General features: G+C 69.3%; 23 protein-coding genes. 12 read left to right on the top strand and 11 right to left on the bottom strand.

Going from position 1 to position 24,002, the window contains the following annotated elements; genetic code table 11:
* The 4 genes from RT91_RS21290 to RT91_RS02815 all read right to left on the bottom strand — a co-directional run.
* The coding region (locus RT91_RS21290) for a DUF6444 domain-containing protein (protein ID WP_240314165.1) at window positions 1-507 on the bottom strand (507 nt) is incomplete at its 3' end.
* 249 nt (window positions 508-756) lie between these two features.
* Complete coding sequence (locus tag RT91_RS02825; protein WP_240314164.1) at window positions 757-2,541, bottom strand: Hint domain-containing protein; 1,785 nt, start codon at window positions 2,539-2,541, stop codon at window positions 757-759.
* A gap of 183 nt (window positions 2,542-2,724) precedes the next feature.
* A complete protein-coding gene (locus RT91_RS02820; RefSeq protein ID WP_007423154.1) occupies window positions 2,725-3,588 on the bottom strand; it encodes a prephenate dehydratase in 864 nt (287 codons plus the stop codon).
* Window positions 3,585-4,328 (bottom strand): 3-deoxy-manno-octulosonate cytidylyltransferase, encoded by a 744-nt coding sequence (locus tag RT91_RS02815; RefSeq protein ID WP_007423153.1) that lies wholly within the window; start codon window positions 4,326-4,328, stop codon window positions 3,585-3,587. The genes RT91_RS02820 and RT91_RS02815 overlap by 4 nt, the downstream gene beginning before the upstream one ends.
* A gap of 92 nt (window positions 4,329-4,420) precedes the next feature.
* On the opposite strand from RT91_RS02815, the gene RT91_RS02810 reads away from it, so the two are divergent.
* The 3 genes from RT91_RS02810 to RT91_RS02800 are packed head-to-tail and all read left to right on the top strand — an operon-like array spanning window position 4,421 to window position 7,049.
* Window positions 4,421-5,845, top strand: a complete 1,425-nt coding sequence (locus RT91_RS02810; RefSeq protein ID WP_007423152.1) for a cytochrome c family protein — start codon at window positions 4,421-4,423, stop codon at window positions 5,843-5,845.
* Window positions 5,842-6,612, top strand: a complete 771-nt coding sequence (locus RT91_RS02805; RefSeq protein ID WP_035185667.1) for an inositol monophosphatase family protein — start codon at window positions 5,842-5,844, stop codon at window positions 6,610-6,612. Before RT91_RS02810 ends, RT91_RS02805 begins: the two co-directional genes overlap by 4 nt.
* The gene (locus RT91_RS02800; RefSeq protein ID WP_011941667.1) at window positions 6,609-7,049 is read left to right on the top strand and encodes a GNAT family N-acetyltransferase; all 441 of its coding nucleotides are present in this window, start codon (window positions 6,609-6,611) and stop codon (window positions 7,047-7,049) included. The genes RT91_RS02805 and RT91_RS02800 overlap by 4 nt, the downstream gene beginning before the upstream one ends.
* A 6-nt stretch (window positions 7,050-7,055) precedes the next feature.
* Here RT91_RS02800 and RT91_RS02795 read toward each other — a convergent pair whose 3' ends face one another.
* Genes RT91_RS02795 through RT91_RS02765 form a run of 7 tightly spaced genes read right to left on the bottom strand, consistent with a single transcriptional unit; the run spans window position 7,056 to window position 14,296 of the window.
* Window positions 7,056-8,120 carry a tartrate dehydrogenase gene (locus RT91_RS02795; RefSeq protein ID WP_013639863.1) on the bottom strand — a complete coding sequence of 355 codons (1,065 nt, stop codon included), beginning with the start codon at window positions 8,118-8,120 and terminating at the stop codon, window positions 7,056-7,058.
* Entirely contained in the window at window positions 8,120-9,529 is a 1,410-nt protein-coding gene (locus tag RT91_RS02790; protein WP_007423148.1) for an APC family permease, read from the bottom strand. Before RT91_RS02790 ends, RT91_RS02795 begins: the two co-directional genes overlap by 1 nt.
* Before the next feature lie 52 nt (window positions 9,530-9,581).
* Window positions 9,582-10,469: a lysophospholipid acyltransferase family protein gene (locus RT91_RS02785; RefSeq protein WP_007423147.1), complete on the bottom strand. Its 888-nt coding sequence runs from the start codon at window positions 10,467-10,469 to the stop codon at window positions 9,582-9,584.
* Complete coding sequence (gene lpxK / locus RT91_RS02780) at window positions 10,466-11,413, bottom strand: tetraacyldisaccharide 4'-kinase (RefSeq protein ID WP_035185664.1); 948 nt, start codon at window positions 11,411-11,413, stop codon at window positions 10,466-10,468. Before lpxK ends, RT91_RS02785 begins: the two co-directional genes overlap by 4 nt.
* Window positions 11,413-12,651, bottom strand: coding sequence for a 3-deoxy-D-manno-octulosonic acid transferase (locus RT91_RS02775; RefSeq protein WP_035185662.1), 1,239 nt, complete (start codon window positions 12,649-12,651; stop codon window positions 11,413-11,415). Before RT91_RS02775 ends, lpxK begins: the two co-directional genes overlap by 1 nt.
* Window positions 12,636-13,355 (bottom strand): lysophospholipid acyltransferase family protein, encoded by a 720-nt coding sequence (locus tag RT91_RS02770; RefSeq protein ID WP_051788155.1) that lies wholly within the window; start codon window positions 13,353-13,355, stop codon window positions 12,636-12,638. The genes RT91_RS02775 and RT91_RS02770 overlap by 16 nt, the downstream gene beginning before the upstream one ends.
* Window positions 13,352-14,296 (bottom strand): LysR substrate-binding domain-containing protein, encoded by a 945-nt coding sequence (locus tag RT91_RS02765; RefSeq protein ID WP_011941672.1) that lies wholly within the window; start codon window positions 14,294-14,296, stop codon window positions 13,352-13,354. Before RT91_RS02765 ends, RT91_RS02770 begins: the two co-directional genes overlap by 4 nt.
* Before the next feature lie 157 nt (window positions 14,297-14,453).
* On the opposite strand from RT91_RS02765, the gene RT91_RS02760 reads away from it, so the two are divergent.
* The 9 genes from RT91_RS02760 (at window position 14,454) to RT91_RS02720 (ending at window position 23,959) form a co-directional block, all read left to right on the top strand.
* The gene (locus tag RT91_RS02760; RefSeq protein WP_007422910.1) at window positions 14,454-14,813 is read left to right on the top strand and encodes a DUF883 family protein; all 360 of its coding nucleotides are present in this window, start codon (window positions 14,454-14,456) and stop codon (window positions 14,811-14,813) included.
* 30 nt (window positions 14,814-14,843) lie between these two features.
* On the top strand, window positions 14,844-15,260 hold the full coding sequence (locus RT91_RS02755) for a hypothetical protein (RefSeq protein ID WP_011941673.1): 417 nt from the start codon (window positions 14,844-14,846) through the stop codon (window positions 15,258-15,260).
* A gap of 94 nt (window positions 15,261-15,354) precedes the next feature.
* Window positions 15,355-16,212, top strand: a complete 858-nt coding sequence (mreC, locus tag RT91_RS02750) for a rod shape-determining protein MreC (protein WP_007422912.1) — start codon at window positions 15,355-15,357, stop codon at window positions 16,210-16,212.
* 19 nt (window positions 16,213-16,231) lie between these two features.
* Window positions 16,232-16,759, top strand: a complete 528-nt coding sequence (locus tag RT91_RS02745; RefSeq protein WP_007422913.1) for a hypothetical protein — start codon at window positions 16,232-16,234, stop codon at window positions 16,757-16,759.
* Between the two features lie 6 nt (window positions 16,760-16,765).
* Window positions 16,766-18,646 carry a penicillin-binding protein 2 gene (mrdA, locus tag RT91_RS02740; RefSeq protein WP_007422914.1) on the top strand — a complete coding sequence of 627 codons (1,881 nt, stop codon included), beginning with the start codon at window positions 16,766-16,768 and terminating at the stop codon, window positions 18,644-18,646.
* Entirely contained in the window at window positions 18,643-19,803 is a 1,161-nt protein-coding gene (rodA, locus tag RT91_RS02735; RefSeq protein ID WP_007422915.1) for a rod shape-determining protein RodA, read from the top strand. The genes mrdA and rodA overlap by 4 nt, the downstream gene beginning before the upstream one ends.
* 206 nt (window positions 19,804-20,009) lie before the next feature.
* Complete coding sequence (gene hmpA, locus RT91_RS02730; RefSeq protein WP_035185656.1) at window positions 20,010-21,239, top strand: NO-inducible flavohemoprotein; 1,230 nt, start codon at window positions 20,010-20,012, stop codon at window positions 21,237-21,239.
* Window positions 21,240-21,333: 94 nt separating this feature from the next.
* Complete coding sequence (locus tag RT91_RS02725; RefSeq protein ID WP_035185675.1) at window positions 21,334-22,302, top strand: cyclase family protein; 969 nt, start codon at window positions 21,334-21,336, stop codon at window positions 22,300-22,302.
* Window positions 22,303-22,312: 10 nt separating this feature from the next.
* Window positions 22,313-23,959 (top strand): class I adenylate-forming enzyme family protein, encoded by a 1,647-nt coding sequence (locus RT91_RS02720; protein ID WP_007422918.1) that lies wholly within the window; start codon window positions 22,313-22,315, stop codon window positions 23,957-23,959.
* Window positions 23,960-24,002 lie beyond the last annotated feature (43 nt).

Raw genomic sequence — 24,002 nt, 5'->3', positions numbered from 1 at the left:
ATGCCTTCCGGGACGGCTGCCAGCGTGGTCGACCCCACAGCACGGACAATGGCCGGCATAGCGTTCGACGCGGGTGACGACCGGCTTGATCGGCGGCAGATCGATCTTGTCGTAGCGCTGCGCGAGGCGCTGATCCGCGTCAGTCAGCCCGGCACGGCAGTGCTGGCAATGCGCCGCCTTCGCGATCACCGTCTGATCGGGGTTCTCGGCAAGCAAGCGACCGCCACCCTCACGGCCGAGACTGCCTTTGCGGGGCCCCTTGCGCGGACTTTTCTCGGGCCGGTTTGGCTTCTGCCCGCGCGATGGCGGCAGGCTCGAATTGTCCGGCCGCTTCGGCGGTTCGTTTAGCCGCGCCTCCAACTCCGCAATCCGGCGTTCCGCATCCGAAAGCCGGATTGCCAGTTCCGCGTTCCTGCGCTCGGATGATTGCAACGCGTCCCATAGCGCGCGGATCAGCGCGTCTTTCTCAGCGTGCGATAGGAGAGACAGGTCAGGAAGCTCGTTCACGCCTCCCGTCGAATCGTATCCGCCGTGGTCACGTCAATTCACAATCGATTCAACTTATCGACGGACCAGGATGAGCAGATACAACTTTTTTATGATCTAAATCAAATTGAGTAAAAAAAATTCACCCTTTGTGATGTTCGTAAGCGAGAATCAGCAGGTTGCGAAGCTGAAATTTGGACGAGGCGGTCTCCGAAAAAGTTAATATTACATTAAAGATTGAACATCTCACCGGCTGCGACGATTCCTATGCTATCCGCCGGCCCGCTGCCAGAGGCGCGGGAAGGCTTCGAGGCAGACACGGATGCGCCGAGCCTGGCGTGGCAGCATGATTTCGCCACGGCCATTGGTCCATCTTGCCGCGTCGCCTGACGCACGATTGTGAAAGCCCTGGACAGCACAGTTGTCGAGCTCAATCTCGCCGAGGTCGGTCTGCAGCGCGGCGAGGGCGACGCCGAGCGTGCGCCGGTCATCGGACGCGGGATCGACGCAGGCCGGCACGAAACACGATGACCGGAGAATGGCCCTGCCGTCATGCCCGGAAGGGAGGGACAGCCAGTCCGCGGTTTCGACGGGCAGGATCACGCCTCCTGTCCACAGCGCGGCGTCCCGGACGGTGCCGACCCGGAAGCCCTCGGACAGCGCGCGATGATGCAGCTGCTGCCGCACCGCGAGGAGCGCCGGCCCGCCGGTGCAGAGCGGCGCGCAGGCATCCCGGTCCCAGCGGAGATCGCGGACCGGCCAGGCCTGCGCCGTGGTGAAGCCGGCGCGGTTGCCGGTGTCGAGGTAGCTCTCGCATGGCGCGCCCTCGGCCAGGATCACGTCGTGCCGGGCCAGCTCGACATGGTAGTAGGTGATGGCGAGGCAGGCCTCGTCCTGCGTGATGGTCGCGCCGTTGACGAGGAACTTGGCGGGAATCAGGAGGTTGTCGAACCAGACCGCGTGATCGGGCGAAAGCCGCAGGCGGCGGGCGGGGACGCCGTCGGCCATCGATCCGGGCGCGAAGCAGACGGGTTTCACCTTCTCGGGCGCCGGGTGCATCGCGAGATCGAGCGTGCGCGAACCGGTCCAGATGACGGGCACGAGCTTTCCGTCGGCCGTGACGACCTCGTCGCCGGCGGCGAGGGTTTCGACCGGGCGAAGCCCTTCGCGGGTCAGGATAAGGGTGCCGCGCGCGAAACAGGGGGGATCGTAGGCGCCGCCGCTGATCGTCGTTCCGCCGGAGCCGGTCTCGACATGGAAGCCGGCCGCGTCCCGGAGCACGAACTGCCCGTCGACATGGCCGGTGGCGTCGATGAGGCTCACGGTATCGCCGGTCTCGCGGACCTCGCCGTTGCGCAGCGTCGGCAGGACGATCGTGTCGCCGGGCGCGAGGTCGGCGATCGTGACGCCACGGCCGAGATAGGGATCTTCGAGCGTCAGCGTCCCGCCGCCGGGGCCGAACAGGAAGGTCTGGCCGGCGACGCCGTCGGCCAGCAGGGCGGAGGCGCCGCCGCTCAGGGCGATCAGCCCGCCGCCTTGCACGGCGCCGCCCTCGACGGCGAGCGTGCCCGCGGCAATGTCGACGGTGCCCCGATTGTCGAATGCCGTGCCGCCGATCTCGACCAGCGCGCCGGCGCCGATATCGATCGTGCCGTCATTGCCGAAGCTGGGCGGGGCCGCGCCGGGCAACCCGGTCAGGGCGCCGAGATCGACCACGACGTTGAGCGTCGCGTCGCAGGCGAGCGAGATGGTCCCCATGCCGACGGCGGAATCATAGGCGAACAGGTCGGCGGCGGCGGCGACGTCGAGCCAGGAGTTTCGCCCCAGGGCAACCGCGCCGCCGTTGCCGACCAGCCCGGCCGCGTCCGCGCCACCCTCCAGGCGGATGGCGGTCTCGATCGTCATGGTCGGGTCGATCGAGGCGAAGAGCCCGACGATCTCGGCGGTGACGCCGGCGGAGGGAACGGTGCCGCCGCTCCAGTTGCCGGCCGCGCCCCAGTCGGCGGACGGGGTGGTGTCCGGCCGGAAGAACTCTGTCGTCGGGTGGTCCGCCATCGCGCATCTCCAACGGCCCGGCCCGGTCATCATGAGCCGGCGGCCGCCAAGGAGGCGTGGTTTTTACGCCCGAATTTAAAGGCGCGTTAGCAGAACTGTTCCGTCATGACAAACGAAATATGGCTCGATTTTCGGAAAAATCCTGAAATTGACGAATATTTTCCGATTTTTCCACCAGAGGTTTCAATCCGCGGCGGGCCCGGTCGCGCGCTGCTGGAGGCGGAACGGCGCCGCCGGATACACGCCGAGGATGCGGATTTCGCGCGAGAAGAAATCGAGCTCCTCGAGGGCGAGGCGCACGTGGCGCTGTTCGGGGTGGCCGTCGATCTCGCTCAGGAACTGGGTGGCGGCGAACTGGCCGCCGACCATGTAGCTCTCCAGCCGCGTCATGTTCACCGAGTTGGTGGCGAAGCCGCCGAGCGCCTTGTAGAGCGCGGCCGGCACGTTGCGCACGCGGAAGACGAAACAGGTGATCAGGTCCGCCTGGTCCGGCGGCGGCAGGCGGGGCGTGCGGGCCATGACGTAGAAGCGGGTGGTGTTGTGCGCCGCGTCCTCGACGTTGCGGCGGAGGATGTCGAGCCCGTAGATCTCGGCCGCGAGGGAGGAGGCGATCGCGGCGCGGGTGGGATCGTTCCAGCGGGCGACGAGTTCGGCCGAGCCGGCGGTATCCGCCTCGACCACGGCCTGGGCCCCGAGCTCGCGGATCAGCGCGCGCACCTGGCCGAGGGCGACGGCATGGGAATGCACCTGACGGATGCCGGCGAGGCTGGCGCCCCGCGGCGCCAGCAGGCAGTGCTCCACCCGCTGGAAATGCTCCGCGATGATCGAAAGCCCGGACTCGGGCAGCAGGGCGTGCATGTCCGGCACCCGGCCGGCGAGCGAGTTCTCGGTCGGCAGCATGGCGAATTCGGCCTCGCCGGTCTTCACCGCCTCGATCGCCGCCTCGAAGGTCTGGCAGGGCAGGGTGGCCATGCCGGGATAGGCGGTGCGGCAGGCGAGGTCGGAATAGGCGCCGGGCGCGCCCTGGAAGGCGATTCGGGTTGTCATGCGGCAAGGTTCCTGCGGGCGCGGTCGAGGTCTTCCGGGGTATCGACCCCGAACGGGGCCCGGTCAATCCGCGCCGCGCCGATCCGCATCCCGAGTTCGAGGGCGCGGAGCTGTTCGAGCTTTTCGCGCAGTTCGAGCGGCGAGGGCGGTGCCGCGACGAAACGGTCGAGTGCCGCGCGGCGATAGGCGTAGACGCCGACATGGTGCCAGAGCGGCCCCGGCCCCGAGGGGATCGGGTTGCGCGAGAAATAGAGCGCGGGGGCGGCGATCCCCTCGCCGAAGCCGCAGGCCGCCTTGACCACCGAGGGGGAGGCGGCCTCTTCCGCCGTGGTGACGGGGGCGACGAGGGTGGCGATGTCGAAGCCCGGATCGTCGAGCACGGCGATCAGGGTGCGCAGCGATTCGGGCGGGAAGCCCGGAAGATCGCCCTGGAGATTCACCACGATGTCATGAACGCAAGCCGGGTCGATCGTGGCGAGGGCGGCGTGGATCCGGTCCGATCCGCTCGGCAGGTCGGGGTCGGTCAGCACCGCGGTGCCGCCGGCCGCGCGGACGGCGTCGGCGATCGCGGATTCGGCGCAGGCCACCGCGACCGGGCCGATCGCCGCTTCCCCGGCGCGGCGGAGGACATGGACAATCATCGGAATTCCGCCGATATCGGCGAGGGGCTTGCCGGGCAGGCGGGTCGAGCCGAGCCGTGCCGGGATCAGAACGATGGGAGCCGGAATGTCTGCCTCCATGAAGGTCGCATGGCGAACGCGACTGTTATCGCTTGTCGCACTTTCCTAAATCGCTATACATCCGTCCGTAAAGCTTTGGAGGGACCGCGCTTATGAGTGATCAGAACCACCCGTCTTCCGGACACGGCGGCAAGGGCCGCGACCCGCTGCTGCTGAACAAGATTGCCGGTGGCATTCTCTCGGCCGGGCTCCTGGTCTGGATCGCGATCCATATCGCTGGCGTGATGACCGGCGAGAAGGAGGTCAAGAAGCCGGTCATCAAGACCGCCGAGGCGCCCGTCGCGGCCAAGACCAGCGGCATTCCCTCCATCGACGGGCTGATCGTCAAGGCCGACGTGAAGAAGGGCGAGGCCTTCGTGCAGCAGCAATGCGCGGCCTGCCACACGCTGAACAAGGGCGGCGCGGCCGGCGTGGGGCCGAATCTCTACGGTGTCATGGGCGAGCCGATGTTCAAGAAGGCCGGCTATACCTTCTCCGGCGCGGTGACCAAGGCGGCCTCCGGCGTGTGGACCTACCAGAAGATGAACGAGTGGCTGGATGACCCGCAGAAATTCGCGCCGGGCACCCGCATGGGCTACACGGGCATCAAGAACGACAATGTCCGCGCCGACGCGATCGCCTATCTGCGCACCCTCTCGGACAACCCGATCCCGCTGCCCAAGCCGGGCGCCGGCGGTTCGGCCGTCGCCTCGAAGGGGGCGGCGCCAGCGGGCCTCGATTCGGGCGCGCCGGTGATCACCACCCTTTATGCCAGCGCCGATGCCAGCAAGGGCGAGGCCTTCTTCCAGCAGCAATGCTCGGCCTGCCACACGGTCACCAAGGGCGGGGCGAACGGCGTCGGGCCGAACCTTTACGGTGTCGTCGGCGCGCCGATGTTCGCCAAGGCCGGCTACACCTTCTCCGGCGCGGCGAAGAAGCATGCCGACGGCAAGTGGACGCCGCACGAGCTCGACGAATGGCTCTACGCGCCGACGAAGGCGGTGCCGGGCACGCACATGGCCTATCCGGGCATCAAGAACAACCAGACCCGGGCGGATGTGATCGCCTATCTCAACAAGCAGTCCGACCATCCGGTGAACCTCGCCGCCGCTGCGGGCCCCGCCGCGACGACGGCGACGGCCGCCGGTGCGGCGCCGACCGGGCTCGATTCCAGCGCGCCTTCGGTCAAGACGCTGCTGGCCAGCGCCGCGCCGGCCAAGGGCCAGGCGATGTTCCAGCAGCAGTGCTCGGCCTGCCATTCGATCAACAAGGGCGGTGCCAACGGCGTCGGCCCCAATCTCTACGGCGTGGTCGGCGCGAAAATGTTCGCGGCGGCAGGCTACAGCTTCTCCTCGGCCGCGAAGAAGCATGCGACCGGCGACTGGACCGCGCATGAGCTGAACGAGTGGCTCTACGATCCGATGAAGGCGGTTCCGGGCACGCACATGGCCTATCCGGGCATCAAGAACAACGTCGCCCGCGCCAACATGATCGCCTATCTCAACCAGCAGTCCGACCATCCCGAAACCTTCAAATGAGCTTTGATCCGGTCGCCGTGGCCTCGGCCGCGGCGGATGCCTCGGGGGCGGTGATCCGCGCGCATTTCCGCGCGCGGATCGACGTCGATACCAAGGCGGATGCCAGTCCGGTGACGCTGGCGGATCGCGGCGCCGAAGCCGCGATCCGCCGCGTTCTGGCCGAACACTGCCCGGACCATGCCGTGATCGGCGAGGAGATGGGCGGCAAGGCAGGCGGGCGCTTCACCTGGGTGATCGACCCGATCGATGGCACGCGCGCCTTCATCACCGGCCGGCCGGTCTTCGCCACGCTGATCGCGCTGCTGGAGCATGGACGGCCGGTGCTCGGCCTGATCGACCAGCCGGTGCTCGGCGAGCGGTGGCTGGCCCATGAGGGCGTGCTGCGCTTTTCCGGCCCGCATGGCGGCGCGCCGGGAACGCGGGCGGTGGCGTCGCTGGCGGAGGCGGAACTGTCCTGCACCTCGCCCGAGATGTTTACCGAACCGCAGTTCGGCCGGTTCCGCCGGCTTGCCGGCGCCTGCCGCAGGGTGACCTATGGCGGCGACGCCTATGGCTACGGGTTGCTGGCGCTCGGGCAGATCGACGTCGTCGCCGAGGCCGATCTCAAGCCCTGGGACTGGTCGGCGCTGGCGCCGGTGATCGAGGCGGCGGGCGGGGCGATGACCGACTGGCGGGGCGCTGAGCTCACGCTGGAGAGCGACGGCACCGCGCTGGCGCTCGGCAATCCCGCCCTGCTCGGCGATGCCGTGGCGCTGCTCGGCGGATGACGCCGGCGATCGTCCATCTCACCGCGCGCTCGGACGATCTGGCCGAATGGCTCGGCCGGGGCGAGACGCTGCACCGGGTGCTTCGCCCGCAGCTTCCCGCCGACTACGAAGGCGCGATGCGCACGATCCTGGCCGAGGGGGCCGAGATGGCGCTGCTGCACGAGGCGGCGGTGCCACGCGCGCTGGCGGTGTTCCGCGCCTTTCACGACACGGCGAACGGGTATCGGTTCTATATCGATGATCTCGTCACCGATCCCGACTGCCGCAGCGCCGGGCATGGCGCTGCCCTGCTCGGCTGGTGCGAGGCGGAGGCGCGCCAGCGCGGCTGCGACCGCCTGACGCTCGAATCCGGCACCCACCGCGAGCGGGCGCACCGGTTCTATTTCCGCGAGGGCCTCGCGATCACCCTGTTCGGCTTCGCCAAGCCGCTCCGCTGAGCGGGATCAGACCGCGGCGGTGATGGCCGCGGCGAGATCGTCCATCTTCGCGGTGCCGCCGAGATCGGGCGTGCGCGGCGAGGCGGGATCGCCGAGGGCGGTCTCGATCGCGCGGAGAACCAGCGCCGCGGCCTCGGCCTCGCCGAGATGATCGAGCATCATCGCGCCGGCCCAGATCGCGCCCACCGGATTGGCGATGCGCTGGCCGAAGATGTCGGGGGCGGAGCCATGCACCGGCTCGAACATCGAGGGGAACTTCTTCTCCGGGTTGAGATTGGCCGAGGGGGCGACGGCGATCGTGCCGGTCACGCCGGGGCCGAGGTCGGAAAGGATGTCCCCGAACAGGTTCGAGCCGACCACCACGTCGAACCGCTCCGGGCTCATCACGAAGCGCGCCGCGAGGATGTCGATATGGTACTGGTCGGCGCGGATCTCGGGGTATTCGGCACCGATCGCGGCGAAGCGCTCGTCCCAGAACGGCATCGAGTGGAAGATCCCGTTCGACTTGGTCGCCGAGGTGACGTGCGGGCGGCCGAGGCGGCGGGCGAGGTCGAAGGCGTAGCGCAGGATGCGGTCGGTGCCGGCGCGGGTGAAGATCGCGGTCTGCTCGACGAACTCGCGCTCGGTGCCGGCGAACATCCGCCCGCCGATCTGGCTGTATTCGCCCTCGACATTCTCGCGCACCACCCAGAAATCGATGTCGCCGGGTTTCTTGTTGGCGAGCGGGCAGGGCACGCCGGGCAGCAGGCGGACCGGGCGGAGGTTCACATACTGGTCGAACTCGCGGCGGATCGGGATCAGCAGGCCCCAGAGGGAGATGTGGTCCGGCACGCCGGGATAGCCGACCGCGCCGAGAAAGATCGCGTCATGGTCGGCGAGGCGGGCGATGCCGTCTTCCGGCATCATCCGCCCGGTGGCCTTCCAGGTTTCGCAGCTCCAGTCGAAATCGCGCCAGTCGAGCGTGAAGCCGCAGGCGGAAGCCGCACGGTCGAGGACCGTGCGGGCCGCCGGGATCACCTCGCGACCGATGCCGTCACCCTCGATGACGGCGATGCGGTGGCGACGCGACATCAGTATTCCTCGTCGGCGACGTAGGAGCCGATCTTCTGCACGAGATCGGGATCGCGCTTCGCGAGCGACAGGCCGTAGATGATCGAGAGGATCAGCACGCCGAGCGCCGCCCAGGGATAGATGTTGTAGGGGTAGGGCTGGCCCGGCTGGATCAGGCCCCAGAGCGGGAACAGCATCAGGACCGTGCCGACGATGGGGATCAGCGCGTGCTTGACCGGGTTGAACTCGTTGCGGTGATGGCGGAGCATGTAGACCGGCAGCGCGATGTTGGTGACGAGATAGGTGAGGATCACCGGGATCGTGCCGAGCGAGCCGGTCTCGCCGAAGAGATCGACCGGCTTGATGTTCCAGCCGAAGAAGATGACGATGCCGAGGGCCACGAGCACATAGCTCCACATCGCGACGAAGGGCGTGCGGTGCTGCGGGTGGATCTTGCCGAAGAAGCGCGGCAGCAGCCCCTCGCGGCCGGAGCTGAACAGGATGCGCGCCTGGCTGTTGGTCAGGCCCAGCAGCGAGGAGAAGATGCTGGTGACGCCGGCGAGATAGGCGATGATCAGGAACGATGCCGCCGAGGCCTTGAACGCGTCGACGAAGGGAATATCCGCCTTGCCGATCGCGGTCGCGTTGTTGTGGAAGGCGATTTCGGTGGCGTAGGCGAGGAACATGTAGAGGATGCCGATCGACAGCGTGCCGATGATCAGCGCGCGCGGGATGTTGCGCCGCGCGTCGCGGGTTTCCTCGGCCAGGGTTGCCGAGTTCTCCCAGCCGATGAAGAGGTAGATCGCGATCGGGAAGCCGAGGCCGATGCCCTTGAGCCCGCCGGAGAGGTGGCTCCACTCGAACGGCGCGAGGCTCAGATGGCCGGCATTGACCACCAGCATGGTGATCGCGCCGATCAGCAGCAGCGCCAGTTCGAAATAGAAGAACACGGCGGCCCAGGTGGTCGAGAGGGCGACGCCGCGCGAGACCAGGATGCCGACCAGGCCGGTTTCGAGCAGGCTGAGCAGCTGCCAGGGAATGTTCAGGCCGAGGAACAGCTTCAGCGTGTCATGCGCCCAGCCGCCGGAGATCACCACCACCGAGGAGGCGGCGACGACATAGCCGAACACCACGAAGATCGAGGCCGCCGCCCCTGCCGCCGGGCCGAACGCCATGCCGATGAAGGTGACGAAGGAGCCGGTCGAGGGCCGGTATTTCGAGAATTCGGCGAGGGTGTTGGTCAGGAACAGCACGACCACCATGGCGACGAGGATGGTGAGCGGGGCGGCGACGCCGGCACCGCTGACGATCAGCCCGAAGCCGAAGAAGAAACTCATCGCCGGCGCGATGTTGGCGAGCGTCGAGGCGACGATCTGGGGCAGGCCCAGCGCGTCGCGCTTCAGTCGATGATGCGAACCCAGAACAGACATGATGGCTCCCGGTTTTGATTATTGTGCGTTCATCTTACCCGACAGGGGGACGTTAGGCCACCGGCTTTGGCCAGCGCCGGTGCAGCCAGAGCCACTGGCCGGGACGCTGGCGCACCCAGCGCTCGATCGTCGCGTTCATCCAGGCGGTGCCGGCGGCGATGTCGGCCTCGCGGTCGTCGGTGACCTCGATCCGGTGCAGCTTCTCGAAGACGATGCGGATGCGCGCCGGGCCGATGCGTTCCGCGCGCACCGGCAGGATCGGGCAGCGGAACTTGCGGGCGAAGACGGCCAGCGCCGGGGCGGTCATCGCGTCGATTCCGAACAGCGGCGAGGCGATGCCGTCGTTCAGCTTCTGGTCCATCAGCATGCCGAGAATGCCGCCGCGCACCAGATGGGCATAGGAGCCGCGCGCGCCGGCGGCGCCCTTGGCGAACATGGTGACCGGCTCGCCGGTGGCCTGCTCGCGCAAATCGAGGATCAGGCGGTCGACCGCCGGGTTGGCGGCGGCGCGGTAGAAGAAGGCGAGCCTGACGCCGAGCCGGTGCAGCACCGGCGGGATCAGCTCCCAGTTGCCGAAATGCGCGGTGAAGATGAGCGCCGGGCCGCCCTGCGCGGCGAGGGCCAGGCAATGCTCGCGGCCGACGATCTCGTAGCCGGGGCCGGCATCGGTTTCGCGCAGGGCGGCGAGATGCGGGAATTCGCCAGCGGTGCGGGCGAGGCTCTCCCACACCTCGCGGATGATGCGGCGGCGCGCGGCCTCGTCGAGTTCCGGCATGGCGCGGCGGAGATTCTGATCGGCGACGCGCGAGGTGGGGATCAGCGGGCCGATGCCGCGGCCGAGCGCGCCGGCGAGGTTGCTCGCGGCACGCGGGCCAAGGGCGCGGAAGATGCCGAGGAAGGCGCGTGCCGCGGTGGTTTCGATCTTGTGCAGGAGGCTCATGTCAGGAACCGATCAAGCGCGGCCGGGTCGTCGAAGGCAAGCCCCGCCTCGATCACCGCGCAGCGTGCGCGGAATGCCGGCGGCAGTTTCACCGCGTCCTTCGCGGTGGTGGCGAGGCGGGCGCCGAGGCGGCTTGCCTCGGCGTCGAGCCGGGCGAGATCGGCCGGGCGATAGGCGTGATGGTCGGGGAAGGGCAGCGTGCCGGCGATCTCGGCGCCGGCATCGCTGAGTGATTCGAAGAATTTCTCCGGCCGGCCGATCCCGGCGAAGCCGAGGATGCGGGCGCCGGCGAGCTGCCCGGCATCGGTGACGAGGCGGGCGGTGAGCACGGGCAGGGATGGCGGCAGCGCGGCGCGGGCGCCGGTGCGGTCGGCGCCGATCAGCACCGCCGCGGCGCAGCGCCGGGCGGCGGCTGCGACCGGCTCGCGCAGCGGCCCTGCCGGCAGCAGCCGCCCGTTGCCGAAGCCGGCCCCGCCATCGATGACGAGGAACGACGCGGTTTTCACCGGATCGGGGTTCTGCAGCCCGTCATCCATGACGATGGCGGTCGCGCCGGCGGCGACCGCGAAGGCGGCGCCGGCCGCGCGGTCGCGGGCGACGATGGTCGGCGCGGTCGCGGCGAGGAGCAGCGCCTCGTCGCCCACCTCGGCGGCGCCGTGCCGGGCGGGGTCGACCCGCAGCGGCCCGGCGAGCCGCCCGCCATGCCCGCGGGTGAGGGCGAAGACCGTCTCGCCCCGGTCGGCGAGGCGGGCGAGCAGGTGCCGCGCGAGGATGGTCTTGCCGGCGCCGCCGACCCCGGCATTGCCGGCGCAGAAGACGCGCGCGCCGGAGCGGAATCCCGGCCGGGCGACGCGCCGGGCGGTCAGCGCGCGCGTGATCGCGCCGAGCGGGGCGAGGAGCGGCGCCGGGAAGGCGTCGGTGGTCCAGAAGGCGGGGGCGCGCATCAGGGAGCCTCGTCGAGAACGGTGCGGGCCAGCCGGGCGGGCAGGCCGGCGAGCCCGGCGCAGGCGGCGCGGCCGGATGCGGCCATCGCGGCGCGGCGGGCGGGGTCGTCGAGCAGGGCGGCGACGGCGGGGGCGAGGTCGTCCGGCCCGGCCAGATCGGCGAGGGCGCCGGCCGCGCGCAGCGTCGCCGCGGCTTCGGCGAAATTCGCCAGATGCGGGCCGGTGAGCACCGGGCAGCCGAGCTGCGCCGCCTCGATCATGTTGTGGCCGCCGATGGGGACCAGCGAGCCGCCGATGAAGGAAACGGCGGCGAGACGGTAGAACAGGCCGAGTTCGCCCAGCGTGTCGGCGATGTAGAGCCCGCCGGCGGCGGGCGCCTCGCCGCGCGAGCGCCGGGAAACGGGCAGATCGCCGGCGAGACCGGCGATGGCGTCGGCGCGTTCGGGATGGCGCGGCGCGATGATGGTGACGAGGCCGGGCCGGGTTTCGCGCAGAATGCGATGCGCGGCGATCACCGGCGCATCCTCGCCCGGATGGGTGCTGGCGGCGAGGATGAACGGGCCGGTTGCGGCGGCGGCGAGTGCGGCGCGGGCGGCGGGATCGTCCGGCAGGTCGGGGGCGGCGAATTTCAGGTTGCCCCAGGTCTCGACGCGGGTGAGGCCGAGGCCGCGCAGCGAAGCGGCATCCGGCGCCGATTGCGCGGCGATCAGCCGGAACCCGCCGAACAGGGCGCGGGCGAGGCCGGGCGCGCGGCGCCAGCGCGCGGCGCTGCGGGCGGAGAGGCGGGCGTTGAACAGGAAGCGGGGGATGCGCCGCGCGTCGAGTCCGGCGAGCAGGTTCGGCCAGATCTCGGATTCGAGGAACACCGCCGCGTCCGGCCGCCAATGGTCGAGGAAGCGCGTGGCATGGGCGGCGACGTCGAGCGGGACGAACTGGTGCAGCGCCCGCGCCCGCGATTCGGCAAGGGTGGCGGCGGTGCGGGTGCCGGTGGTCAGCAGCACGGTTGCGCGGTCGGCCAGGGCGTCGATCATGCCGAGGGCGGACATCGTCTCGCCCATGCTGGCGGCATGGACCCAGACGAGCCGGCCCGGCGGCCGCGCCAGCCCGGCGATGCCGTAGCGCTCCGGCAGGCGGGCGGCGATTTCCTTGCCGCGCCGCGCCCGCCGCGCCAGCCAGAACGGCAGCAGCGGGGCGATGCCGGCGGTGGCGAGGCGATAGGCGGTCAGGCCTGCCGGCATCGCGCGAGCGCCTCGTCCAGCGTGCGGCTCATCTCGGCCTCGATCTGCGGCAGCGCGGTTGCCCAGTCGTCCCGGGAGACGGCGATCGGCGCCGAGGCGACCAGCGCGCCGCGGCCGAAGGGCAAAGGCAGGCGCATCGAATCCCAGCTGTCGAGCCCGAAGGCGTGGCTGGTGGCCGCACCGGCGCAGAAGACCGGCGCGCCGGTCAGCGCCGCGAGCTGGGCGACACCCGCCGCCGCCCGCCGCCGCGGGCCGCGCGGGCCGTCCGGCGTGATCACGACCGGATGCCCGGCGCGCACCAGCCGGGCGAGTTCCAGCAGCCCCGCCGCGCCGCCGCGCGACGAGGAGGCCGAGATCGCCTCGAGCCCGAAGCGGCGCAGCGCGTTGACCACGAGCTGGCCGTCGCGGTGGCGGCTCGCCAGCATGTAGGCCGTCGGCGCATCCGCCGGGCGGCGCAGGGCGTGCATCGCCGCGGGCATCGAGGGCAGGCATTCGTGCCAGCAGGCGACGATCGCCGGCGCGCCGCCGCGGAGGACGTCGATGAAGGTATCGGCATCGATCCGCCAGCGCGTCGTCCGCAGGCTGAAGCCGAGGGCGGCGCCGACCATCGCGCCGATCCTGGCCTGGATGGCGGGCGACTGGGTGCGGGACTTGAAGGCGCGGATCATCGCGGTGGCGGTAGCACCTGCCGGGGCGTGCGTCATCCTTGTGCCGGGGCATGGGTGCAGGGCGGCCGGTTCGCGGCAAGCTGGCCGGCGAGATCGCGGAAGGCCGCCTCGCGAGGGTCCGATGCCCGCCAGGCCAGCACGATCGTGCGGCCCGCATCCGGATCGTCGAGCCGGCGGCAGACGACGAGGTCGCGCAGCTCCGGGCGGGCGGAGACGGCGAGTTCCGGCAGCAGGGAATAGCCCTCGCCGGCGGCGATCATCTGCCATAGCGTTTCAAGCCCGGTGGCGTGGCGCGTCACCGGCTTCGCGTCGCACAGCGACAGCGCGTGGTCGCGCAGGCAATGGCCCTCTTCCAGCAGCAGGAGGTCCTGCGTCGGCAGGTCGTCGAGCACCAGCCGGCGCAGTCCGGCGAGCGCGTGTCCGGGCGGGGCGGCGAGCTGGAATGGCTCGAAGAAGAGCGGCGCGGTGCTGAAATGTCCGCGTGGCACAGGGGCGGCGAGCAGCACCATGTCGAGCGCGCCCTCGGCGAGGCGGTCGAGCAGGCGCGCGGTGCGTCCCTCGGCGAGGCGGAGCGACAGCCCCGGCCGCGTTGCGCGCAGCAGCCGGAGCACGAAGGGGAGATAATAGGGCCCGAGCGTCTCGATCGCGCCCAGGCCGACCGTGCCGGCGAGCCCCTGCGGCTGTTCATGCGAAAGGCTGAGCAGATGTCGCGCTTCGGCCATCACCCGTTCGATCTGGGCCAGCAGCGTGACGCCGGCCGAGGTCAGCGTCACCCGGCGGCGGGTCCGCTCGAACAGGGTGACGCCGAGAATGGCCTCGAGCTTGCGGATCTGCTCGGACAGCGCCGGCTGGGACACGCCGCAGCGTTCCGCCGCCTGGCCGAAATGACGGAGTTCGGCGACGGCCTGGGCATATTCGAGATCGCGGAGCGAGAGCCCGGCGAGGGATCGGGGCAGGTCGGGGTGCGGAGACGCCATCGCGGTCGTGTAATCGCAATTTCCGAATGACGGAAGCTTGAGTATCGAGATTGCCTATCGGGAGCCGGACGAGTCCGGCCTGGCCGCTTGAAGCGCCCGGCGCGGCTTCCCATTCCTGAATCATCGATCACGTCGAATAGCGCGAAAGGAGGCCGGGATGGCGGACTGGAATGCAAGGCGGAAAGAGGCGGCGGACATGCTGGGAAGCGAATTCGGCCGCTTCCAGCACGAGTTCGACGATCTGCGCACCAGGCTGGGCCGCCTTGCCGGCGAGGCCGCGCGCGATTTCGGCGACGGACCGCAGAAGCTGACGGAACTGCGCGGCGCGCTCGATGGCCGGCTGGCGGTGATCGAGCGCGAACTCGATGCGCTGAGCCGCGACCTGCGCCTGCAGGGCGGGGCGGTGACCGGGCGGATCGGGCAGTCGGTGCGGGAGAAGCCGCTGGCGGCGCTGGCCGTCGCCGCCGGGCTCGGGTTCGTCGCGGCGCATCTGTTTCGCCGGCGCCGCGCGCGGTGACCCGCGTGCCGCCCCCGGCGGGGCGCTGACGTGCTGCGCTTCCTGACCGAACTCTTCTTCGACGGCGCGACCATGCGGCGGCTCGGCCTGAGGGTCGGGCTCGGCGTTGCCGCCATCGTCGTGCTGCTGATCGGGCTGGTGTTCCTGCTTGTCGCCGCCGAACAGGCGGTGGCCGCGGCGATCGGTCCGGTTTACGCGCCGCTCGTGTTCGCAGGAGCCTGTGTTCTGCTCTCCGCCCTGCTGTATGGGATCGGCACCTATGCCTGGCGCAGCCGGCCGCGGCCGCTCGCCGCCGCGGCACGGGCCGGGGTGGTGCGCGAGGGGTTGGCGGTGTTCGCCGCGCTGTTGCGGCGTGAGCCGGCGAGACTGGTCTTCGCCGGGCTCGTTCTCGGGGCGCTGGCCGAATACCTGCAAAAACGCGAGGACAAACCCGACGAAAATTCGTGATTCGCGGGGAAAGGGAAAACCCGTTCTTGGACTCGGGCCGCGATTGGCGTAAGACGATCCGCATCGTATCCCTTTGCTAAGCGGAGCTTGCCGCATGCTGCGGCTGTCCATGCCTGTCAGAACAGCTCTCTCGCGGCTGACTCTTCCCGTGATGCTGATGATGTCGCTTGCGCTGGTTCTGGCCGGGCGGGCGGATCGCCGTCTCGGCGTGTTCCTCCGCACCCAGGTCGATGACGCGCTTGCGCCGCTCTACCGGGCCGCGGCGGCGCCTGTCCGCGCGGTCGAGACCGATCGCGGCGCGGTCGGCACATGGTTCGACCTGCGCGCGCGGAACGCGGCGCTGCGGGTCCAGAATCACGAATTGCGGCGGTGGCGGGCCGTCGCCCTGGCGCTCGAGGCGCAGAACGAGGCGCTGAAATCCCAGTTGCACTATGTGCCGACGCCGACGCCGAGCTTCTTCACCGCCCGCGTCATTGCCGATCTCGGCGGGCTTTATGCGCGTTCGGTGATGGTGACGCTGCCGCGCCACCCCGGCGATGTCCGCGACGCGGTGGCCATGGACGGCGCCGGCGTGGTCGGCCGGGTGATCGAGGCCGGGTCGCGTTCCGCCCGCGTCCTGCTGATCACCGACCTGAACAGCAAGGTGCCCGTCGCGATCGGGCGGGACGGCGAGCGGGCGATCATGGTCGGGCAGAATACCGCGTCGCCGCGGCTGCTGTACTGGACGCCGGGAAAGCCGCCGCGCGAGGGGGCGATCGTGCTGACCAGCGCCGTCGGCGGCATTTTCCCGAACGGGCTGCCGGTCGGCATCGTCCATTACGCCGGACGGAACGACCCGGAGGTGGTGCCGTTCGCCCGGCTCGACAGTCTGCGGGTCCTGCGCATTTTCGAGTACGGCACCGGCGGCTCGACCGATGTGGCGTCCAACGCAACGATCGCCAAGGCGCGGTGACCCGAAGGCGGGTCCATCGATGATCGACTTCATGGATCTCTGGCGCGCGCTCGACCGGGCGGCGCGCCACATGCTGCCGACCGCGGCGATCGTCGTGGTGATGGTGCTGCTGGCCCTGCCGGGGCTGCTGCCGGCCCAGGCGGAACTGCGCGCCGGGTTCGTCATGTCGTCGGTATTCTTCTGGACGCTGTATCGCCCCGGCGCGTTGCCGGCGCCGGTGGTCGCGCTGATCGGCGTCCTGCTCGGGCTGCTGGGCAACGTGCCGCTCGGCGTCTGGTCGGTCCTGCTGCTGCTGGAACAGGCGGCGGTGGGAATGTCCCGCCGCCTCCTGCTCAGGCAGGGTTTCATGCTGGTCTGGCTGGCCTTCGCCGGCTGCGTCGCGATTGTCGTCGCACTGGAATGGGTGATCCGCGCGACGCTCGATCTCACGCTGCTGCCCATCGCGCCCGCGCTGATGGAGGCGGGGATCAGCATTCTGTTCTATCCGCTGGTGGCGGTGCCGCTGTCGCGCGCGCATGCCGGCCCGGCCGCGCCGGAACAGGCCTGAGGCGGCATGAAGCGCGAACGCCAGTTGCGGCCGATCTTCACCCGCCGGGCCCTGCTGCTCGGGGCGGCGGAACTCGGCGTGTTCGGCCTGCTCGGCCTGCGGCTGTATCGGATGCAGGTGCTGGAGCATGGACGATACGCCACGCTGGCCAAGCACAACTCGATCAACGAACGCCTGGTCGCCCCGTTGCGCGGGCTGATCACCGATCGCTACGGCACCGTCCTCGCCGGCAACAAGCGGCACTGGCGGGCGATGTTCATGATGATCGAGGCGCCGGACCCGCGGGCGGTGGTCGAGCGGTTTTCGCGCATCGTCGGCCTCGATGCGGGCGAAACCGCCCGGATCATGCGCGATCTGGTCGGAAAGCCGCATTACATCCCGTTGCTTCTGAAAGATTATCTCGACTGGAACGACATGGCGCGGATCGAGGTGAACGCGACCGATCTGCCGGGGGTGTTCGTCGATGTCGGCGCATCGCGGGTCTATCCGTTCGGCGCGCAGCTGGCTCATCTCATCGGCTATGTCGCCCGCCCCACCCAGAAGGAAGCCGCCTCCGATCCCGTTCTCGCGCTGCCGGGGATGCGGATCGGCCGCGCCGGCGTCGAGCGGGTGCGCGACGACGTGCTGCGGGGGACGCCCGGGATCGTGCAGACCGAGGTGAACGTGCACGGATCGGTCGTCCGCGTGCTCGACCGCGACAACGGGGTGCAGGGCCGGACGGTGCAGACCACGCTCGACGCCGGGCTGCAGACGATCGCGGCGCAGCGGTTGAGCGGGCAGTCCGGCGCGGCCGTGATGATCGATACGATCAACGGCGAGCTCCTCGCCATGGCGAGCCAGCCGAGTTTCGATCCGTCGCTCTTCGACACGGGCGTTCCCGAATCGGTGTGGAAATCCTGGATGTCGGACCCGCGCCACCCGATGAGCGACCGGGCGACCAGGGGGCTTTACGCGCCCGGCTCGACCTTCAAGCCCTGCGCCGCGCTCGCGGCGCTGCAATGCGGCGCGATCACGCCGGACACGACCTTCTTCTGTCCCGGCTATCTCAAGCTCGGCGATCATGTCTTCTACTGCTGGGATCATTACGGCCACGGCCATGTCAACGTGGTCAGCGCCCTGCAGCAGAGTTGCGACGTGTTCTTCTATCACGTCGCCCTGGCGGTCGGGATCGACCGGATCGCGGCGATGGGGCGGCGCCTCGGGCTGATCGGCAAGCTGCCGCTGGGGTTGCCCGCCGTCTCCGAGGGGTTTCTGCCGACGACCGCCTGGGCGCGGAAGCGCCGGCTGGTCTGGACCAAGGGCAACACCGTCATCCAGGGGATCGGGCAGGGCTATACCCAGGTGACGCCGCTTGGCCTTGCGACCATGACGGCGCGGATCGCCACCGGGCGGGCGGTGGAGCCGCATATCGCGCGCGGAATCGGGCATGATCTGCTGCACGAGGACATGCCGGATCGCTGGCCGCATCTCGGCCTTGACGAGCGTGGCCTTGCCGCGGTCCGCCAGGGCATGTTCGATGTGGTGAACACGCCGAAGGGCACGGGCTATGCCTCGCGCCTCGCCCTGCCGGGCGTGTTCATGGCGGGCAAGACCGGCACGGCACAGGTGCACGACAATACCCAGGCCGAGGAAAAGGCCAATCTGGACGACGCGACGCTGCCCTGGAAGTTCCGGCCCAACGCCTTCTTCATCGCCTTTGCGCCCGTGCACGCCCCCCGCGTCGCCGTGGCGGTGGCGGTCGAGCACGGCAACGAGGGCGCGTCGGCATCGGCGCCGATCGCCCGTGACCTGGTCACCGCCGCATTGACCCGGGACCTGACCGCGGCACCGCCGGGAACCGTGATCGAGGCGCCGCAGGCGAAGCTCGTCGGGGAGGGGCCGGCATGAACACGCTGCTGACCGACAAGACCTACAAGCCCTATTACGAGCGCGGCACCGGCATCGCCGCCAAGCTGCTGCGGGTGAACTGGCTGTTCGTTCTCGCATGCTGCGCGGTGGCGGGGATCGGCTATGCGGCGCTCTATTCGGCGGCCGGCGGCCACGGCCAGCCCTATGCCACGCCGCAGATCGAGCGTTTCTTCGCCGCGCTGATCATGATGATCGCGATCGCGATGGTCGATATCCGGCTGATCGCGAAACTCGCCTGGCCGCTCTACGGGGTGGGCGTGCTGCTGCTGGTCGCGGTGTGGAAATTCGGCCATGTGGGGCTTGGCGCCAAGCGCTGGCTCGACCTCGGTGGCGTGCATGTGCAGCCCTCCGAGCTGATGAAGCTGTTCCTCGCCATGGCGCTGGCATCGTGGTTCCACCGGGCCAGCCACGAACGGGTCGGCAATCCGCTCTTCCTCATCCCCCCGGCGCTCGCGATCCTTGTTCCCGCCGGGCTGATCCTCAAGGAACCCAATCTCGGCACCGCCGTGATCACCATGAGCATCGGCGGCGCGGTGATGCTCGGCGCCGGCGTGCGCTGGTGGAAATTCGCGATCGTGATCGGGCTCGTCGCGGTCATCGCGCCCTTCGCCTATCATCACCTGCACGGCTACCAGAAGGAACGGATCCTCACCTTCCTCCATCCCGGGCGCGATCCGCTCGGTGCGGGGTACAACATCATCCAGTCGAAGATCGCGCTCGGCTCGGGCGGCATGTGGGGGCAGGGGTTCCTGCACGGCTCGCAGAACCAGCTCAACTTCCTGCCCGAGAAACAGACCGATTTCGTCTTCACCATCATCGCCGAGGAATTCGGCTTCGCCGGGTCGCTCGTGCTGGTGTCCATCCTGCTCTCGATGGTGGCGATGGCGACCTATACGGCCCTGCGCTGCGGGCACCAGTTCGGCCGGCTGGTGGCGCTCGGCATCTCGACGAACCTGTTCCTCTACTGTTTCGTCAATCTCGCGATGGTGATGGGCCTCATCCCGGTGGGGGGCGTGCCGCTGCCGCTGGTCTCCTATGGCGGCTCGGCGCTGACCGCGGTGATGCTGGCATTCGGCGTTCTCATGTCGGTGCACGTGCATCGCGACGTCGAGTTCGAGACCGCCGACGCCGATTAGGCCGCGCCTGAAGGCCGCGCGGCCGGATGGCTTCCTGAATCGAAAATGCGTTGCTCACGCGCGGGCCGGCCTGTCGAGGCCGGGTCGCGCATGGGTGGTTCTCAAAACAGGTATTGGTAATACCGAATTCGGTTCCGCATAAAACCTGCACCGAAAATACACCTTTAATACGGTAACCATCCTCCGGCTGCAGAAAGAGATTGCCCATGCCCGCTCCGCTTTCCGACCGCACGATCGCCCTGATCAAGGCCACGGTGCCCGCGCTCGACCAGCACGGCCTTGCCATTACCCGCCGGATGTACGAGCTGATGTTTCGCAACCCGGCGATCGCCGAGCTGTTCAACCAGTCGCATCAGGATGCGGCCGGCGCGCAGCCGAAGGCGCTGGCCGGCGCCGTGCTGGCCTATGCGCGGCATATCGACAATCTCGCGCCGATGGCCGGCGCGGTCGAGCGGATCGCGCAGAAGCATGTCGCGCTGAACATCCTGCCCGAGCATTATCCGCATGTCGCGACCGCGCTGCTCGCCGCGATCGGCGACGTGCTGGGCGATGCCGCGAGCGACGAGGTCCTCGCCGCCTGGGGCGAGGCCTACTGGTTCCTCGCCGAGCTGCTGATCGGCCGCGAGGCCGCGATCTATCGCGATCTCGCCGCCGCGCCGGGCGGCTGGAACGGCTGGCGGGATTTCGCGGTCGAGGAGGTCGTGGAAGAAAGCAGCGTCATTCGGTCGTTCACGCTGGTGCCGGCCGATGGCGGGACGGTGGTGCGCCATCGCCCCGGCCAGTATCTCGGCTTCGCCTTCGACCTGCCGGGCACCGGCAAGCAGCGGCGCAATTATTCGATTTCCTGCGCGCCGAACGACCGTGCCTATCGCATCAGCGTCAAGCGCGAGAAGATGGGCCGGATCTCCAACTGGCTGCACGATCACGCCGTGCCCGGCACCATCCTGCGCGTGGCCGCGCCGGCGGGCGACTTCTTCCTCGATCCCGCGTCGACGGCACCGGTCGCCCTGGTCAGCGGCGGCGTCGGCCTCACGCCGATGGTCAGCATGCTGGAGACCATCGTGGCGGCGTCGCCGGAGCGGCCGACCTTCTGGGTGCATGGCGCGCTGAACGGCCGCGTCCACGCCATGCGCGAGCATGTCCGCGCGCTGGAGGCGCGGGCGCCCGGCGTCTCGACCGCGACGTTCTACGCCGAGCCCGCCGAGGAGGACCGGCCGGGCATCGACTACGATCGCGAAGGGCTCGTCACCGCCGCCTTCCTGCACGCGCACGTGCCGGCGGACACGGTGTTCCATGTCTGCGGTCCGAAGCCCTTCATGCGCGCGGTGATCGGCGGGCTCGCCGGGCTCGGCGTGCCGGAAGAGCGGCTGCGCTTCGAGTTCTTCGGCCCGGCGGACGAACATCCGGCCGCGGTGTTCCAGACGGAAACAGCCTGAGCCCGGCAGTCTCGCTGCCTCTTGTGCCGCCCGGATGCGCGTTGCAGGATGCGCCCGGGCGGCAACGATCCGCCCCATCATGGAGGAAACGAAGATGGCCGGATCACTGCGCGCCGAGATTCCCGTCACCGAACTGCTGAAGGACGATCCGAAGAACTGGGGCCGCTGGGGGCCGGACGACGAGGTCGGCGGCCTCAACTTTCTCACCAGCCAGGAGGTGCTGCGCGGCGTGCAGTCGGTGAAGCAGGGCAAGACCTTCACCCTGCAGATCCAGATGTGCCACCCCAAGGGCGACCCGGTCTGGCCCGGCCGCAAGGACCCGGTGCGGATCAACGTGATGGACAAGGGCCATTACATGTGCGGCAAGGGGCCGGTCTTCCCCGGCCACGCCGAATACGCCGACGACGTGCTGTTCATGTATCTCCAGGGCTCGACGCAGTATGACGCGCTCGGCCATGTCTGGTGCGACGACACGCTCTACAACGGCTATGACGCGCGCACCACCGCGGGCGGCATGACCAAGGCCAGCGTGCTGCCGATCGCCGAGCGCGGCATCGTCGGCCGCGGCATCCTGATCGACATGGCCCGCCATCGCGGCAAACCCTGGCTGGAACGCGCCGAGACCTTCACCCACGAAGACCTCATGGCGGCGGCCGAGAAGCAGGGCACCAGGATCGAGAAGCACGACATCCTGATCATCCGCACCGGCTGGATCGGCTCCTACTACAAGCGCGAGAAGGACGAGTTCTACAAGGATTTCATGGAGCCGGGCCTGACCTACTCGAAGGAACTGGTGAAATGGTTCCACGAGATGGAGATTCCCAATCTCGTCACCGACACGATCGCCAACGAGATCACCGCCGACCCGGTCTCCGGCGTGGTGCTGCCGCTGCACAACGCGCTGATGCGCAATCTCGGCGTCACCTTCACCGAGATCGCCGCCCTCGACGACCTCGCCGATGATTGCGCGAAGGACGGGCAGTGGACCTTCCTCTACACCGCCGCACCGCTCAAGGTCGTCAACGGCACCGGCGCGCCGGTGAACCCCGTCGTGATCAAGTAAGGACGCCTGGATGAGCATCTACGACGAGAAACCCTGGCTCGCGCTCTACGACGCGGGCCAGCCCGCCGAGATCGTGCCCGAGTTCACCGATGCGCTGGCGATGTTCCGCGCCGCCGTGGCGCGGGCGCCGCAGGCGCCGGCCATTCTCTATTTCGACGGCCGGATCAGCTATGCCGAGCTCGACCGGCTGAGCGACGGTCTGGCCGGCTATCTCGCGGCGCACGGCTTCGGCGCGGGCGACCGGCTGGCGGTCTACCTGCAGAACGTGCCGCAATTCGTCATCGCCATTCTCGGCGCCTGGAAGGCGGGGGGAATCGCGGTGGCGGTGAACCCGATGAACCGGGCGCGGGAGATCGGCATCCTGTTCGCCGACTGCACGCCGAAGGCGGTCGTCTGCCACGACACCACCTTCGAGGAGACGGTGGGCGCGCTGGAGCCGGGCCTGCGGCCGCAGATCGTGCTGACCACCTCGGCGCTCGCCTTCCAGACCCGCAACGACAGGCGCCTCTTCGCCGCGACGCAGCGCGTGGCCTGCGCCGGCACGGTCGATTTCGAGGCGGCGATCGCGGCGGGCGGGGCGCTGCCGCCTGCGCCCTCCTACAAGCCGGACGACATCGCCTTCCTCGTCTACACCTCGGGGACGACGGGCGTGCCCAAGGGGGCGATGAACACCCACGGCAACGTCACCTTCAACGCCCAGACCTATCGCGACTGGATCGGGCTGGGCGAGGGCGCGCCGATCCTCGGCATCGCGCCGCTGTTCCACATCACCGGGCTGATCGGCCATATCGCCGCCGCCTTCATCACCGCCTCCCCGCTGATCCTCGCCTATCGCTTCGAGCCGGGCGTGATGCTCGACGCGATCGAGGAACACAAGGCGGCCTTCACCATCGGCGCCATCACCGCCTTCATCGCGATGATGAACCATCCGGACGCGGCCCCCGCCAAGCTCGCCTCGATGACCAGGATCTACTCCGGCGGCGCGCCGATTCCGCCCAGCGTGGTCACCGCCTTCCGCGAGACGTTCGGCCATTACATCCATAACGGATACGGGCTGACCGAGACCAACTCGCCCACGCATGTGGTGCCGCTCTCGCGCGAGGCGCCGGTCGATCCGGCCTCGGGCGCGCTGTCGATCGGGGTGCCGGCCTACAACACCATCTCCTGGATCTGCGACGACGAGGGGCGGGAACTGCCGGTGGGCGAGGTCGGCGAGATCGTCAGCCAGGGGCCGATGATCGTGCCGGGCTACTGGAACAAGCCGGACAAGACCGCCGAGGCGATCCGCAACGGCCGGTTCCATACCGGCGATGTCGGCTTCATGGACAAGGACGGCTGGTTCTACCTGGTCGACCGCAAGAAGGACATGATCAACGCCGCCGGCTACAAGGTCTGGCCGCGCGAGGTGGAGGACGTGCTCTACACCCATCCCGCCGTGCGCGAGGCGGCGGTGGTGGGTGTGGCCGACTCCTATCGCGGCGAGACGGTGAAGGCCGTGATCAGCCTGCGGCCCGGCACCAGCGCGACACAGGAGGAGATCATCGCCTTCTGCAAGGAGCGCATGGCCGCCTACAAATATCCCCGCACGGTGGAGATCATCGACGACCTGCCCAAGACCGTGACCGGCAAGATCCTGCGCCGGGAACTTCGCGGTTAAGGCGAAATTCCCCAGTTGAACTACTTTAGGTAGAATAATATCA

Source organism: Acidiphilium sp. JA12-A1, assembly GCF_000724705.2.
Classification (GTDB): domain Bacteria; phylum Pseudomonadota; class Alphaproteobacteria; order Acetobacterales; family Acetobacteraceae; genus Acidiphilium; species Acidiphilium multivorum.
The sequence above is the reverse complement of the archived record's forward strand: the minus strand, read 5'-3'. Positions and strand labels throughout refer to the sequence as shown.